Genomic DNA, 13,590 nt, shown 5'->3' on the forward strand with positions numbered 1-13,590 from the left:
CGGGTCCCGGCGCGGCCGGGTGGCCGGCGCCTCCGCGTCGCGGAGGCGCCGGGGGCGCGGTTCAGCAGGCGCCCAGGTCCCGCCAGACCCCGGCGACGCCCGGCTCCTCGCCGCGCGTCCACCAGGCGGCCCGCCAGGCGTGGCCCCGGTGGGTGGCGGACTGGCCGCCGTTGTAGACCGTGGAGTTGTTCCAGGCGGCGGAGGAGCACTCGGCCGGCCGGGTCGGCGGCTCCGGCGTCCCGCCCCCGCCGTCACCGCCGCCGCTGCCGACCTGGATGTCCACGCAGTTGTAGAACGCGTTGGCGGTGTCCGCGACGTTCCACACGGCGAGGATCTTGTGCTTGCCGGAGGGCAGGCCGCTCAGGGTGTGCGAGATGTTCGACGGCGGGCGGGTGCCGCCCTGGTCGAACCGCTTGAACAGCACGCCGTCGACGTAGTAGTCCCAGGTGCTGGTGCTGTGCGCGGCGGTCAGCCGCCACTGGAAGGTGACGGTGCTGGAGACCTGGGTCACCGGCCAGTTCCGGCTGTCGTCGTCCAGGAAGGTCCACCGGGTGCCGCCGCTGCACAGGCGCGAGCCCTTGGGGGCCTCGACGCTCTGCGGCTCGTACTGCAGGCCGTCGCAGCCGGTGACCCGGCCGGTGGCGCAGTGGTCCTGGCGGCTGGGCGGGGAGGTGATCCAGCCGTGGGCGCCCGCCGAGCTTGCCGAGGTCATGACAATCGCGAGGGGCAGTGCCAGCGCGAAGGCGAAGAGCGAGGCCAGCAGCCTCGCGGGACTCCTCCGCGCCGTCCGGGGGATGTGTCCGGTCTGTCGCATGTGGGGGCTCCTCCTCCTTCCGCGCGGGCCGGACCGGCCGGCGCGCGGAGCGGTACGGGGGGTGGCGACCTGCCGTGCGCAGGGCCTCGACGGTGACGATAGATTGGTACATACCAATCGTTAAGAGTGGCTTCCGGCCCGTTTCGCCGGGGTGTGGTCGGGGTGCGCGCGGTGCAACGGGGGTCGTCCGCCCGGGTGGAGGAGCCCGGAAGGCGGGCGAATGGAGCCGGAATGAGACGTTCTGTCCGCTGGCCGAATCCGGTCCGCGTCAACGGCCCCGCCCCTCCCGGCCCCTTCCCTGCCGTCCCTTCCCCGCCGTGCCGCGGCGGGGAAGGGACGGGCCGCTCTCAGGTCAGGGCGTGACCGGTGGTGCTGTCCACATGGCCGGGGATCTCCCCCTCGTGGCGGTCCCCGGTCGAGGCCGTCCCGGTGGGCTCGAACATCAGGATCGACCCGCCGTCCGAGGACGGCTTGTGCTCGGTGCCGCGCGGCACCACGAACACGTCGCCCTTGTGCAGCTCGACGGTCCTCTCGCCGCCGTCGGCGTCGCGCAGGGCGATGTCGAAGCGGCCGTCGAGGACGAGGAAGAACTCGTCTGTGTCCTCGTGCACGTGCCAGACGTGCTCGCCCCCGGTGTGGGCGATCCGGACGTCGTAGTCGTTCACGCGGGCCACGATCCGCGGGCTGTACACGTCGGTGAAGGAGGCCAGGGCCTCCGCCAGGTTGACGGGCCGCTGGGCGGACCGGGGTGCGGGTGTCTTGGTCATGGGGACGATTCTGGGCGGTTTCCGCGCGCCGTCCACGGTGTTCCGCGGGCGCGCACCCTCAGGAGGCCGGTTCCGGGTCCAGGTCCGCCACGACGGCGGCGTGGTCGGACGGCCAGACGCCGCCGACCGGGCCGTCACCCGCCCGCCGTACGGCCGTGACACGGCCGACTCCGTCCGGGCCGGGCGGCCCGACGTGGATGTAGTCGACGCGCGCGCTGGGCCGGAAGGTGGCCGCGACATAGGGGTTGGCCGCGTCCCGGGTGGCCGCCGGGGCGGCCGGACCGGCGTACTCCCAGACATCCAGCAGCACTTGGCCCTCGACGGCGGGGGCCGTGCGGGAGCCGCCCAGCAGGCGGATCTCGTCGGAGTCGGGCGCCGCGTTGAAGTCCCCGGTGACCACGGGCGGGAAGTCGGTCCCGCCGCGGTGCGCCGCGACGAACTCCGCCAGGGCCGCGACCTGCCGGCAGCGCAGGGCCGAGGCGTGGGCGGCCGAGGTCAGGTGCGTGGTGAAGAACGGCACCGGGCGGCCGGGCGCGTCCAGCAGGGCGTACAGCGCCACCCGGCCGTCGTCGCCCCCGGCCGGAGGCAGCGCGGCCCGGGCCCGGTCCATCACGGGCCAGCGGCTGAGCACGGCGTTGCCGACGCCGAGTTCCGGGTCGTCCAGCCGCTTGCGCCACTGCCCGGGGACGTCCCAGGAGGCCCAGGCCCAGTGCATGTCCAGCTCGCGGGCGAGCCGTTCGGCGAGGTTCTCCCCGCCGCGGGTCCACACCTCCTGCAGGCCGACCGCGTCGGGCCGCAGTTCGCGCAGTGTGGCGAGGATCGCCTCGTACCGCTCCTGCCACGGTCCGAACCGCCACCACACGTTCCACGTCATCACGCGCATCCGCCGTCCCGCTCCCTGCGTCGCCCCTGGTGGGCCATGGGTGTACCCCTTCCACCGCCCCGGTACCCGCCCGATGTGACGCGCAGCGGTCCGCGGGGGAAACGGTTCGGGTACGCCCGCTCCGGGCGCTCCGGGCGCCCCGCGTCAGTCGGCCGACTCCAGGAAGTCCGCTATCGCCGGGGCGAAGGACGGGTCGCGCACGGCCGTCAGATGGTCGCCGTGCAGGGTCCGCAGCCAGGCTTGGGGGAGCGCGTCGGCGAGCACCCGGGGGCGCCCGGCCAGCGGGTCGTCCGCGCCCGCGAGCACCAGGGTCGGCACGGTGACGTCCGCCAGCGCGGTCGGGCCCTGGTGCATGGACCTGCCCTGTGCGGCCAGGGCGCGGCGGTCGGCGCCCACCTCGTCCGCCCAGATCCGCAGGCCCGCCATCCGCAGCGGTACGTCGGCCGGATCGTCCGCGAGCAGCGCCGCCACCACCAGTTCGGGGGGCAGTTCGCGGGTGTCCACACCGCCCAGCTCGACCACCCCGGCCCCCACCCCGCCGACGACCAGCCGGGTGACGCGCTCGTCCCGGGCGGCGGCCAGCAGCGCGGTGACCGCGCCCATCGAGTAGCCCACCAGGTGCACCCGTCCCTCGCCGAGGACGTCCAGCAGGCCCAGCAGGTCGCGTGCCATGGCCTCCTCGCCGTAGCGGCGGGCGTCGTGCGGCTTGTCGGAGCGGCCGTGGCCGCGCGCGTCGATGCCGACCACCCGCCGTCCCCGCCGGGTCAGCACCTCGACGACGCCGGGCCGGACCCAGTTGGTGTGGGTGTCGGCGATGAAGCCGTGGTGCAGCACCACGACCGGCAGCCCGCTGTCCCCGCCGGGCGCCGGGTCCCACCGGTGGTAGCGGATGGTCACACCGTCGAAGGAGGTGAACTCTCGTGTCATGGGCCGACCGTAGGACGGCCGGCAGCGGCCCGGCGGTCGCGGGGGAGGCCGTTGTGCGAGCGCACACGCCCCCCGGCCGGCCGCTGGGCCGCGGCCGCGACCTGGTCTTATTGTCATGGACACTATGTGGGCTCGGTGCTGTCGTGGAAGGACACCCGGGCCACCTGGGAGTCCCTTCCGAGGAGGGATGCGCGGATGCGGATGCACGGTGCGAACACCGCACGCAAGGCCGTGGCGGAACTGATCGGCGGCGCACGCGCGGGACGGGGCGGCGCGCTGCTGGTGCGGGCCGAACCGGGGCTCGGCGCGGGCGCCCTGCTGGACCATGCGGCGGCCTGCTTCGAGAGAGCGGGCGAAGGCGGCACCGTGCTGCGCGCGCGGGGCGTGGCCGCCGAGACGGCCGTCCCCTACAGCGGACTGCACGCCCTGCTGCGGCCGGTGGCCGACCGCGCGGCGCCGGACGACCCGCGCACCGCCGCCCTCGCCCGCGCCCTGGCGCTCGGCGCGGCGCCCGCCGACGACGGACCGGTGCTGGCCGGCCTGCCGGCGCTGCTGCACGACCTGGCCGCCGAGGGACCGCTGCTGCTGTGCGTCGACGACGCCCACCACCTCGACGCGCCCTCCCGCCGGGCCCTGGGCTTCGCGGCCCGGCGGCTGGGCCCGCCGCTGCCCGTCGCGATGCTGGTCGCGGCGCGCTGCGACGGCGCCGAGGACCCGCTGCTGGCAGGGCTGCCCGTACTCACGCTGGAGCCGCTGGACGCCGCCGCCGCCGGCGCGCTCCTGGACGATCTGCTGCCCGCCGACGCCGACCCGGCCGTACGCGAGGCGCTGCTGCACAGCGGCGGCGGCAACCCCGGCCTCCTCACCGACCTGGCCGCCTCCCTCACCCCCGCCCAGCTCACCGGCGCCGAACCGCTGCCCCACCCGCTCCCCGCCACCGGGCCGCGGCTGCGCGCGGCCGCCGCCGAACTGGCCGGCCTGCCCGAACAGACCCGCACCCTGCTGCTGCTGGCCGCCGCCGCGTACGAGCTGGGCGGCTCGGCGGACTGCTCCGCCCTGGCACGCGCCGCGGCCCTGGCCGGACTCGGCCCGCACGGGGACGATCCGGCCCCGAGCCGCGGCGTCCTGCGGCGCGAGGGCGACCGGTTGTGCTTCGCGAACCCGCTGCTGCGCCGTGCCGCCTACTGGGGCGAGTCGCCGGAGCGGCGGCGCACCGCCCACCGGCTGCTCGCCCGCGCACTGGAGGGGACCCGCACCGGGGAGGGCCGGAGCGGCGGGGGCGCGGAGGCGGGGGCGCCACACCGGCTGCTCGCCCTGCGCCACCGCGCCGCGGCCGCCCTGCCGCAGGAGGGCGCCGACCCGGAACTCGCCGACGCACTGGCCGCCACAGCCTCCGACACCACGGCCAGCGACGAGCACACCCACGCCGAACTGGCCGACGCCCTGTGGCGGTCCGCCGAGCTCACCGGCACCGGTGACGAACCCGGCGGAGCCCAGGACACCGGCGTGCGCGCGGCCCGGCTGACCGCCGCGGCCGAACACGCCTGGTCGGCCGGACGCCCGTACCGGGCCCTGGCACTGCTGGACCGGGCCCGTGCGCTGCCCGTCCACGACACCGTGCGCGGTCGCACCGAACTCGTGCGCGGAGTACTGGAGTTGCGCAACGGCGTGGTCACCGACGCCCATGAGCTGCTGTCGTACGCCGCCCGGCTGCTGGGCCCCTACGACCCGCACACCGCCCGCCGGGCACTGCTCCACGCGACCGAGGCGGCCTGGGCGATCGGCGACATCGCCGGGCTCCGCGCCGACCTCGCCCGCATCGCCGGGCTGAGGACCCCCGCCGAGGACCCGCTGCTCGACGACTACTGCGCGGGCCTGGACGCGGTGCTGTCCGGCGACATCGCCCGCGGGGGCCCGATGCTGCTGCGCGTCCTGGAGCACGCCGCCGGCGAACGGCAGCCCTGGAGGCTGATACGGGCCGGGATCGTGGCCCTGGTCGTCGGCGACGTCGCGGCGGCCCACGACCTCAACACCCGTGCCCTGGCCGCCGCCCGGGCGTGCGGGCCGGCCGCCGTCGTCCCCCAGGCGCTGGAGCATCTGGCCTACAGCGAGCTGCGGGCCGGGCGGCACAGCCGGGCCCGGGCCCACGCCGAGGCCGGGCTGCGCCGCGCCCGCCGCACCGGCCAGCGCAACTGCGCCGCCCACCACCACGCGGTGCTGGCGATGGCCGCGGCCGTGCGGGGGACGCGGAGGCCTGCGCCGGGCACGCCCGCGCGGCGGGCGAGGACGCCGGCCCGCACGGCCTGGGCGTCGCCGCCACCCTGGCCCAGTGGGCGCTGGCCCGCTGCGACATGGGGTACGGCAGGCCGCACGAGGCGGCGGCCCGGCTGGAGCCGCTGGTGGGCACCGGGCCGGGCGAGCTGCCGGGGACCGGCGCCGGGCGCGGGCACTTCGCGCTCCAGGCGCTGGCCGCGCCGTGCCTGGTGGAGGCGTCCGCACAGGCGGGCGATCCGCGTACCGCGCGCGCCGCGCTGGCGCAGTTCGCCCAGTGGACCGCCGTCACCGCGGACCCGATGGCGCCCGTCCAGCTCGCCCGCTGCCGGGCCCTGCTCGCCGGGCCGGAGGAGGCGCCGAAGCTGTTCGCGAAGGCGCTGGAGGAGCACGCGCGGATCGACAGCGACTTCGAGTACGGCCGCACCCAGCTGCTGCACGGCAAGGCGCTGCGCCGCGGACGCCGGCCGGGCGCGGCCCGCGGGGTGCTGCGCGACGCGCTTCTGGCCTTCGAGCGGTGCGACGCCCGCGGCTGGGCCGACCAGGCCCGCGCCGAGCTGCGGGCCACCGGCGAGGCGGCCGGGCAGGGCGCGCCGCGGGTGCTGGGCAGGCTGACCCCGCAGCAGCTGCGCATCGCGCGCTGTGTGGCCGAGGGCGCCACCAACCGGGAGGTCGCGCTGCGGCTGTCGGTCAGCCCCCGCACGGTCGACCACCACCTGCGGAACGTCTTCGCCGCGCTGGGCATCCGCTCCCGCGTGGAGCTCACCCGGGTCCTGGCCGCGGCCGGCGACGGCCGGCACGACGGCTGAGGGCGGGACCGGGCCGGTGTGAGAACGGGGCCGGGCCGGAACCGGTGGCGGGAGGGCGGGGCCGTCCGCCCTCCCGCGCCCGCGTACGCCCCCACGCGCTGTACCGATTCGCCCCGCACGGGCCGCCCACGCCGGACACCTGGGAGACTGAGCGGTCGCTAAGCGATTTCCGCACGCCTCTGGATATCCCGGTCCGGGCCTGCTGACAATGCTGCATCGAGCCGCTCCCGACACCCGCCAGGTGGAGGACCGAGATGCACCCCGTCGTACGCGCTCCCGTGAACGCCGAGGCCGTGGCCGTGCTGCACCGGGCCGCCCGCCCGCTGATGGACGATCTCCCCCGGCTCACCGACCGCGTGGTCGAGCTGCTGCGCAAGGAGGAGCCCGCCTACCGTGCCGCCTCCGTCGACCAGGACGAGCTGTGGCACGAGGTGTACCGCTCCCTGCGGCACAACGTGGGCTCCCTGCTGCGTCCCAAGGAACTGCGCGACGCCGCCCGCCGCTGCTCGTGGCGGATCGGCGCCGAGCGCGCCGAGCAGGGGCTGCCGCTCGACGCCCTGATGCGGGCCTTCCGGATCGGCGGGGCGGTGGTCTGGCAGTCCCTGGTGGACCGGGTCACCCGGTACGACCCCGACGGCGCGCGGCTGCTGGTCCACGTCGCGGCCGAGGTGTGGGACTTCGTCGACGAGCACTGCGCGGTGGTCGCCGAGGCGTACCGGCGGACCGAACGCCGGCTGGCCTGGCGCCACGACAACCGCCAGCGGCTGATGGCCGACGCCCTGCTGGAGGGCACCATGCGCGTCGCCGACCTCGCGGAGACCTCCGAGGCGCTGGGCCTGCCCGAGCGGGGCCGGTACGCGGTGGTGATCGTCGCGGGCCCCGGCCGGGAGGCCCACCGGGCCCTGATCCGCTCCCGCGTCCCCGCGGCCGTGCGGATCCTGTGGCACCCCCGGTCAGACGCCGACCTGGGCATCGCCCCGCTCGGCGGCGGCCCCGGAGAGCCCGGGGACTCCGGAGACCCCGGTGCCGCGGACGCCGCCGAAGCAGCCGACGGACTGCTGGCGGAGCTGGCCGGCGCCCTGCCCGCGCTGCCGGGGCTGCGGACCGGCATCAGCTCCGCGGTGGAGGGCCTGGCCCAGGTCGGCGACGCCCGCCGGCTCGCCGAGACCGCGCTGCGCTCCGCCACCCCGGGCGGGGCGCCGGTCCTGCTGCATGAGCACCTGCCCGCCGCCCTGCTGGTCTCCTCGCCCGGTCTGGCCGCGGCCCTGGCCGAGCGGGTGCTGGGCCCGGTGCTGCGGCTGGAGGGCGCCGACCGGGACCTGCTGCTGGACACCCTCGCCGTCTGGCTGGAGTGCGACGGATCGGCGCGGCGGGCCGGGAGCAGGCTGTTCTGCCACCGCAACACCGTCCTCAACCGGCTGCGCCGCTTCGAGCAGCTCACCGGCCGGTCGCTCGGCCGCCCCCACGAGGTGGCCGAGCTCTCCCTCGCCCTGACCGCCCGCCGGGTGCTCCACGGCCGGACGTACGGGGAGGGCCCGGGGGCGGCGCGGACCGCGCCCGTCCAGGCCCGCCCCGCGGTCTGAGGCGCGTACCGGATGGTTCCAGACGAACGAGGATGGTGCACGCGAAGGGGGTAGAGCGGTCCTGAGGGCGGGGAAGATCTGTGGGAGACGTCCGCGGAGCCGGCCGCGGACCATCCCCGGAACACCCCGGACGACCGGCCGGCCGCCCCTCCGGGCGCGGCCGGCGGGGCACGCCCGGGAGATCCCACCGCAGGGGGGCAGGGCAACGAGGAGGAAGCACGTGGTCGACGCACATCGCACGTTCGTCATCGTCGGCGGCGGCCTGGCCGGGGCGAAGGCGGCCGAGACCCTGCGGGCCGAGGGCTTCACCGGCCGCGTCATCCTGGTCGGCGACGAACGCGACCACCCCTACGAGCGGCCTCCCCTCTCCAAGGGCTACCTCGCCGGCACCGCCGAACGCGACAGCGCCTTCGTCCACGAGCCCGCCTGGTACGCCGGCGCCGCCGTCGAACTCCACCTCGGGCAGCCCGCCGTCCGCCTCGACCGCGAGGCGAGGACGGTGGAACTCGGCGACGGCACCCGGATCCACTACGACAAACTGCTGCTGGCCACCGGCGCCGAGCCGCGCCGCCTGAACGTCCCCGGCACCGGGCTGGCCGGGGTGCACCACCTGCGCCGCCTGGCGCACGCCGACCGGCTGCGCGGCGCCCTGGCCGGGCTCGGCCGCGACAACGGGCACCTGGTCGTCGCGGGCGCGGGCTGGATCGGCCTGGAGGTGGCCGCCGTCGCCCGCTCCTGGGGCGCCGAGGTCACCGTCATCGAGCCGAACCCCACCCCCCTGCACTCCGTCCTCGGCCCCGAGCTGGGCGCCGTCCTCGCCGACCTGCACCGCGAGCACGGCGTGCGCCTGTACTTCGGCACCTCCCTCACCGAGATCGTCGGCCAGGACAGCCAGGTCCTGGCCGTCCGCACCGGGGACGGCGAGGAGCACCCGGCGCACGCCGTGCTCGCCGCCGTCGGCGCCGCCCCCCGCGTCTCCCTGGCCCGCGCCGCCGGGCTGGAACTGGCCGGGGAGCCCGTGGGAGGCATCGCGGTGGACGCCTCGCTGCGCACCAGCGACCCCGACATCCACGCGGCCGGCGACGTCGCCGCCCTCCACCACCCGCTGTTCGGCACCCGGCTGCGCGTCGAGCACTGGGCCAACGCCCTGAACGGCGGGCCGGCCGCCGCCCGGGCGATGCTCGGGCAGGAGGTCTCCTACGACCGGGTGCCGTACTTCTTCTCCGACCAGTACGACATGAGCATGGAGTACTCCGGCTGGGCGCCGCCCGGCTCGTACGACCAGGTGGTCGTCCGGGGCGACCTCGGCAAGCGGGAGTTCACCGCGTTCTGGCTGAGCCAGGGGCGGGTGCTGGCCGGGCTGGGCATGAACGCAGAGGGCGTCACCGGGCCGGTCCAGCGGCTCGTCCGCTCCGGCCGGGAGACCGATCCGGAGAAGCTGGCCGACCCCTCGGTCCCGCTGGAGGGACTGGCCGGAAAGTGACCCGCGGGCTCCGCCCGGCCCCGCCCCGGCCCCGCCCCGGCCACGGGTTCGCGTTCGCGGAGCCGTAGCGTGGAGGCATGACCGTCCCCGTCGTCCGCACCGCGCTGGTGCCCGTCTCCGAGGTCCTCGACCTGCGGTGGGAGGTGCTGCGCCCGGGGCTGCCGCGGGAGGCGGCGGCCTTCCCCGAGGACGGCGACCCCGCCGCGTTCCACATCGCCTCCTACGAGGGGGACGCCCCGGAGGTCCTCGGCTGCGGCACGTTCTTCCCCGAGCCCTTCCCCGGCCCCCTCCCCGAACCCCTCCCCGGGCCCTCCTCCGGCCCGCCGGACTCCGCCGCCACCGCCTACCGCTTCCGCGGCATGGCCAGCGCACCCGCCGCCCGCGGCCGGGGCCACGGCGCCGCCGTGCTGCGCGCGGGCGCCGCCGAGGCCGCCGCCCGCGGCGCCGGACTGCTGTGGTGCAACGGCCGCACCCCGGCCCGCGGCTTCTACGAGCGCCAGGGCTTCCGGGCGCACGGCGAGGAGTTCGTCATCGAGGGCGTCGGCCCGCACCTCGTCTTCGTCCTGGAGATCCGGCCCCGGACCCGCCGTACCGGGGATGTCGCAGGGCGGCCGTAGACTTCTGCCGTGGCGGGACGGATCAACGACGACGACGTGAAGGCGGTGCGGGACGCGGTCCCGATCGACGCCGTCGTCTCCGAGTACCTCCAGCTCCGCCCGGCCGGCGGCGGCAACCTCAAGGGCCTGTGCCCCTTCCACGACGAGAAGTCCCCCTCCTTCCACGTCAGTCCGAGCAAGGGCCTGTACCACTGCTTCGGCTGCCAGGCCGGCGGGGACACCCTCGACTTCGTGATGAAGGTGGACCACCTGTCCTTCTCCGAGGCCGTCGAGCGGCTCGCCTCCCAGGCGGGGGTCACCCTGCGCTACGAGGAGGGCGGCTACGCCCCCGGCCGCCAGCAGGGCGAGCGCATCCGGCTGGTCCAGGCGCACAAGGCCGCCGCCGCCTTCTACACCGAGCAGCTCGACTCGCCGGAGGCCGAGACCGGCCGCCGCTTCCTGGCCGAGCGCGGTTTCGACCAGGAGGCCGCCGCGCACTTCGGCGTCGGCTACTCCCCGGCCGGCTGGGACCACCTGACCCGCTTCCTGCGCGGGAAGGGGTTCAGCGACAAGGAGCTGATCCTGGCCGGTCTCGCCCAGGAGAGCCGCAACGGCCGCCCCATCGACCGCTTCCGCGGCCGGCTGATGTGGCCCATCCGCGACATCACCGGCGAGGTCGTCGGCTTCGGCGCCCGCAGGCTGCGCGAGGACGACAACGGGCCGAAGTACCTCAACACCCCCGAGACGGCGATCTACCGCAAGTCCCAGGTGCTCTACGGCATCGACCTGGCCAAGCGCGAGATCGCGAAGACCGGCCGGGCCGTGGTCGTCGAGGGCTACACGGACGTGATGGCCTGTCACCTGGCCGGGATCACCGGTGCCATCGCCACCTGCGGCACGGCCTTCGGCGGCGAGCACATCAAGATCCTGCGGCGGCTGCTGATGGACAACTCCCGCTCGGAGGTCGTCTTCACCTTCGACGGCGACGCGGCCGGGCAGAAGGCCGCCCTGCGCGCCTTCGAGGACGACCAGAAGTTCGCCGCCCGCACCTCCATCGCCATCACGCCCGGCGGCATGGACCCGTGCGAACTGCGGCTGGCCGAGGGCGACGAGGCGGTGGCGGCCCTGGTGGAGGGGCGCTCGCCGCTGTTCGAGTTCGCCATCCGCTCGGTCACCGGGCAGCACAACCTGGACACCGCCGAGGGCCGGGCCGCCGCCCTGGAGGAGGCCGCGCCGATCGTCGCACGGATCAAGGACGGCTCGATCCAGCACCAGTACGCCGTACGTCTGGCCGGGCTGCTGGGCATCCTCGACACCGAGTTCGTGGTGCGGCGGGTGGGGCAGCTCGCCCGCTGGGAGCGCGAGCGGCGGTCCGGCGGTCCGGGAGGCCAGGGAGGTCCGCAGCAGCGCCGCCCCGCCGGGCCGCCCGTGCCGCAGGTCCGGCCCGGCCCCGCGCCCGGCGGCCCCCGGCTGGACCTGCGCAGCCCCCAGCGGCTGGCCGAGCGCGAACTGCTCAAGCTGGCGCTGCAGTTCCCGGCGCTGGTCTCCCCGCTCTTCGACGCCTACGGGGCCGACGAGTTCACCGCCGAGCCCTACGCCGAGGTGCGCCGGGCCGTGGAGAAGGCCGGGGGAGTGGAGCGGGCCGACGGGGAGTACCTGGCGCGGGTGCGGGAGGCCGCGCCGGACGACACCGTGCGGTCGATGATCACCGAGTTGAGCGTCGAGCCGCTGCGCACCCCGCGCGAGCCCGACGAGGCCTACGCCGGGGAGTTCCTGGTCAAGGTGCGGCTGGAGGCGGTCAACCGCCGGATCGCCGAGCTGAGCAGCACCCTCGCGCGCATGGCGAACAGCGGGGACGAGGCCCAGACGGCCGTCGCCGAGCAGCTCTGGACGCTGGAGCGGTACGGCCGGTCGCTGCGCGACCGCGGCGCCGCCGCGCTCTGGTCGTAGGCCGAGCGCGGACCGGGCCCCGTACCGGCCCGGCCCTGTACCGCAGGACCCCGTGCCGGCCCGCGGTCCTCCGGCCGCCGATGTCCGTTCACCGGCCCGTTTCGCCACGTTCCGTACGCGTTCGGTGACCCGGGAGTCCAGAAACCGTACGCACGACCCTCGTGGGGGGAGTGTGTCGTACCCCACACTGAGGGAGGTGCCTGAGCCCCCGGAGCGCGTACCCCCTTCGGCGCCGCTCGTCCGCCGCGGTGCGGGCGGCGGTGCGGCCGCGCCCGTCCTCGTCTCGCGTGTCGTCCCCGAACCGGCAGCGATCAGCTTGGAGGCCGCCCCCGTGCAGACCCGGACCCCGGCCGGCGCGGCCCTCGCCGCCCCCGCCGTCCCCTCCGCCCCAGCCGTTCCGGACTCCCCGGGCGCTCCGGCCCTGGCCGTCGTGCCGCCGGACGGCCCGCAGCCCCCTCCCCCCGGCCACTCCCGGGCCGTCCCCGGGCGGGACGCGGAGCCGGACCCCGGACGCCTGCGGACGGAGCCCGCCCTCGCCCCCCGGCTGGGCGGACCCGACGGAGCAGGCCCCTGCGCCGACCTCTTCCGCCAGTACCTGCGCGAGATCGGCCGCGTCCCCCTGCTGACGGCCGCCGAGGAGGTCGAACTCGCCCGGCGCGTCGAGGCTGGCCTGTTCGCCGAGGAGAAGCTCACCCGCACCCCCGGCCTCGACGAGGGCCTCGCCCTCGACCTCGACCGCCTGGTGGTCATGGGCCGGGTGGCCAAGCGCCGCCTGATCGAGGCCAACCTCCGCCTGGTGGTCTCGGTGGCGAAACGGTACGCCGGCCGGGGGCTGACCATGCTCGACCTGGTCCAGGAGGGCAACCTGGGCCTCATCCGGGCCGTGGAGAAGTTCGACTACACCCGCGGCTACAAGTTCTCCACCTACGCCACCTGGTGGATCCGCCAGGCCATGTCCCGGGCGCTGGCCGACCAGGCCCGCACCATCAGGGTCCCGGTGCACGTCGTGGAGCTGATCAACCGGGTCGTCCGCGTCCAGCGCCGCATCCTCCAGGAGCGCGGCTACGAGCCGACGCCCGAGGAGGTCGCCGCCCAGCTCGGCCTGACCGGGGAGCGGGTCGGCGAGGTGCTGCGGCTGGCCCAGGAGCCGGTGTCGCTGCACGCTCCGGTGGGCGAGGAGGACGACGTCAACCTCGGCGACCTCATCGAGGACGGCGACGCCCCCTCACCCGTGGAGTCCGCCGCCTTCCTGCTGCTGCGCCGGCACCTGGACGCGGTGCTGTCCACCCTCGGGGAGCGCGAGCGCAGGGTCGTCCAGCTGCGCTACGGGCTCGTCGACGGCCGTCCCCGCACACTGGAGGAGATCGGCCGCCTCTTCGGCGTCACCCGCGAGCGCATCCGCCAGATCGAGTCCAAGACCCTGGCCAAACTCCGTGACCACACGTACGCGGACCAGCTCAGGGGCTACCTGGACTGAGATCCCGGAGCCCCCGGAGCCCGGCGCGCG

Annotated in this window: 11 protein-coding genes; 7 read left to right on the top strand and 4 right to left on the bottom strand. The window is 76.2% G+C overall.

Annotated elements, in window-relative coordinates:
• Window positions 1-61: 61 nt before the first annotated feature.
• The 4 genes from QPK52_RS18730 to QPK52_RS18745 form a co-directional block, all read right to left on the bottom strand.
• The gene (locus QPK52_RS18730; RefSeq protein ID WP_410538626.1) at window positions 62-814 is read right to left on the bottom strand and encodes a lytic polysaccharide monooxygenase; all 753 of its coding nucleotides are present in this window, start codon (window positions 812-814) and stop codon (window positions 62-64) included.
• Window positions 815-1,161: 347 nt separating this feature from the next.
• Window positions 1,162-1,581, bottom strand: coding sequence for a cupin domain-containing protein (locus tag QPK52_RS18735; RefSeq protein ID WP_410538627.1), 420 nt, complete (start codon window positions 1,579-1,581; stop codon window positions 1,162-1,164).
• A 58-nt stretch (window positions 1,582-1,639) separates the two neighbouring features.
• Window positions 1,640-2,464, bottom strand: a complete 825-nt coding sequence (locus QPK52_RS18740; RefSeq protein WP_410538628.1) for an endonuclease/exonuclease/phosphatase family protein — start codon at window positions 2,462-2,464, stop codon at window positions 1,640-1,642.
• A gap of 144 nt (window positions 2,465-2,608) precedes the next feature.
• Window positions 2,609-3,391 carry an alpha/beta fold hydrolase gene (locus QPK52_RS18745; protein WP_410538629.1) on the bottom strand — a complete coding sequence of 261 codons (783 nt, stop codon included), beginning with the start codon at window positions 3,389-3,391 and terminating at the stop codon, window positions 2,609-2,611.
• A 195-nt stretch (window positions 3,392-3,586) separates the two neighbouring features.
• Here QPK52_RS18745 and QPK52_RS18750 point away from each other — a divergent pair, with 195 nt between their 5' ends.
• The 7 genes from QPK52_RS18750 (at window position 3,587) to QPK52_RS18780 (ending at window position 13,560) form a co-directional block, all read left to right on the top strand.
• Entirely contained in the window at window positions 3,587-6,277 is a 2,691-nt protein-coding gene (locus tag QPK52_RS18750; protein WP_410538630.1) for an AAA family ATPase, read from the top strand.
• Window positions 6,262-6,471, top strand: a complete 210-nt coding sequence (locus tag QPK52_RS18755) for a helix-turn-helix domain-containing protein (RefSeq protein WP_410538631.1) — start codon at window positions 6,262-6,264, stop codon at window positions 6,469-6,471. Before QPK52_RS18750 ends, QPK52_RS18755 begins: the two co-directional genes overlap by 16 nt.
• 254 nt (window positions 6,472-6,725) lie before the next feature.
• Window positions 6,726-8,054, top strand: coding sequence for a PucR family transcriptional regulator (locus tag QPK52_RS18760; RefSeq protein WP_410538632.1), 1,329 nt, complete (start codon window positions 6,726-6,728; stop codon window positions 8,052-8,054).
• A 220-nt stretch (window positions 8,055-8,274) separates the two neighbouring features.
• A complete protein-coding gene (locus QPK52_RS18765; RefSeq protein WP_410538633.1) occupies window positions 8,275-9,537 on the top strand; it encodes an NAD(P)/FAD-dependent oxidoreductase in 1,263 nt (420 codons plus the stop codon).
• A 77-nt stretch (window positions 9,538-9,614) separates the two neighbouring features.
• On the top strand, window positions 9,615-10,154 hold the full coding sequence (locus QPK52_RS18770; protein ID WP_410538634.1) for a GNAT family N-acetyltransferase: 540 nt from the start codon (window positions 9,615-9,617) through the stop codon (window positions 10,152-10,154).
• A 9-nt stretch (window positions 10,155-10,163) separates the two neighbouring features.
• Window positions 10,164-12,083 carry a DNA primase gene (gene dnaG / locus QPK52_RS18775; protein ID WP_410538635.1) on the top strand — a complete coding sequence of 640 codons (1,920 nt, stop codon included), beginning with the start codon at window positions 10,164-10,166 and terminating at the stop codon, window positions 12,081-12,083.
• Between the two features lie 196 nt (window positions 12,084-12,279).
• A complete protein-coding gene (locus tag QPK52_RS18780) occupies window positions 12,280-13,560 on the top strand; it encodes an RNA polymerase sigma factor (RefSeq protein WP_410538636.1) in 1,281 nt (426 codons plus the stop codon).
• Window positions 13,561-13,590 lie beyond the last annotated feature (30 nt).

Source organism: Streptomyces sp. KL2, assembly GCF_046529545.1.
GTDB classification, from domain to species: domain Bacteria; phylum Actinomycetota; class Actinomycetes; order Streptomycetales; family Streptomycetaceae; genus Streptomyces; species Streptomyces radiopugnans.

Bases quoted from the DNA above. Each gene is read 5' to 3' on its own strand.
- QPK52_RS18735 (WP_410538627.1), bottom strand. From the start codon at position 1,581: ATGACCAAGACACCCGCACCCCGGTCCGCCCAGCGGCCCGTCAACCTG.
- QPK52_RS18770 (WP_410538634.1), top strand. From the start codon at position 9,615: ATGACCGTCCCCGTCGTCCGCACCGCGCTGGTGCCCGTCTCCGAGGTC.
- QPK52_RS18750 (WP_410538630.1), top strand. From the start codon at position 3,587: ATGCGGATGCACGGTGCGAACACCGCACGCAAGGCCGTGGCGGAACTG.
- QPK52_RS18760 (WP_410538632.1), top strand. From the start codon at position 6,726: ATGCACCCCGTCGTACGCGCTCCCGTGAACGCCGAGGCCGTGGCCGTG.
- QPK52_RS18740 (WP_410538628.1), bottom strand. From the start codon at position 2,464: ATGCGCGTGATGACGTGGAACGTGTGGTGGCGGTTCGGACCGTGGCAG.
- QPK52_RS18730 (WP_410538626.1), bottom strand. From the start codon at position 814: ATGCGACAGACCGGACACATCCCCCGGACGGCGCGGAGGAGTCCCGCG.
- QPK52_RS18745 (WP_410538629.1), bottom strand. From the start codon at position 3,391: ATGACACGAGAGTTCACCTCCTTCGACGGTGTGACCATCCGCTACCAC.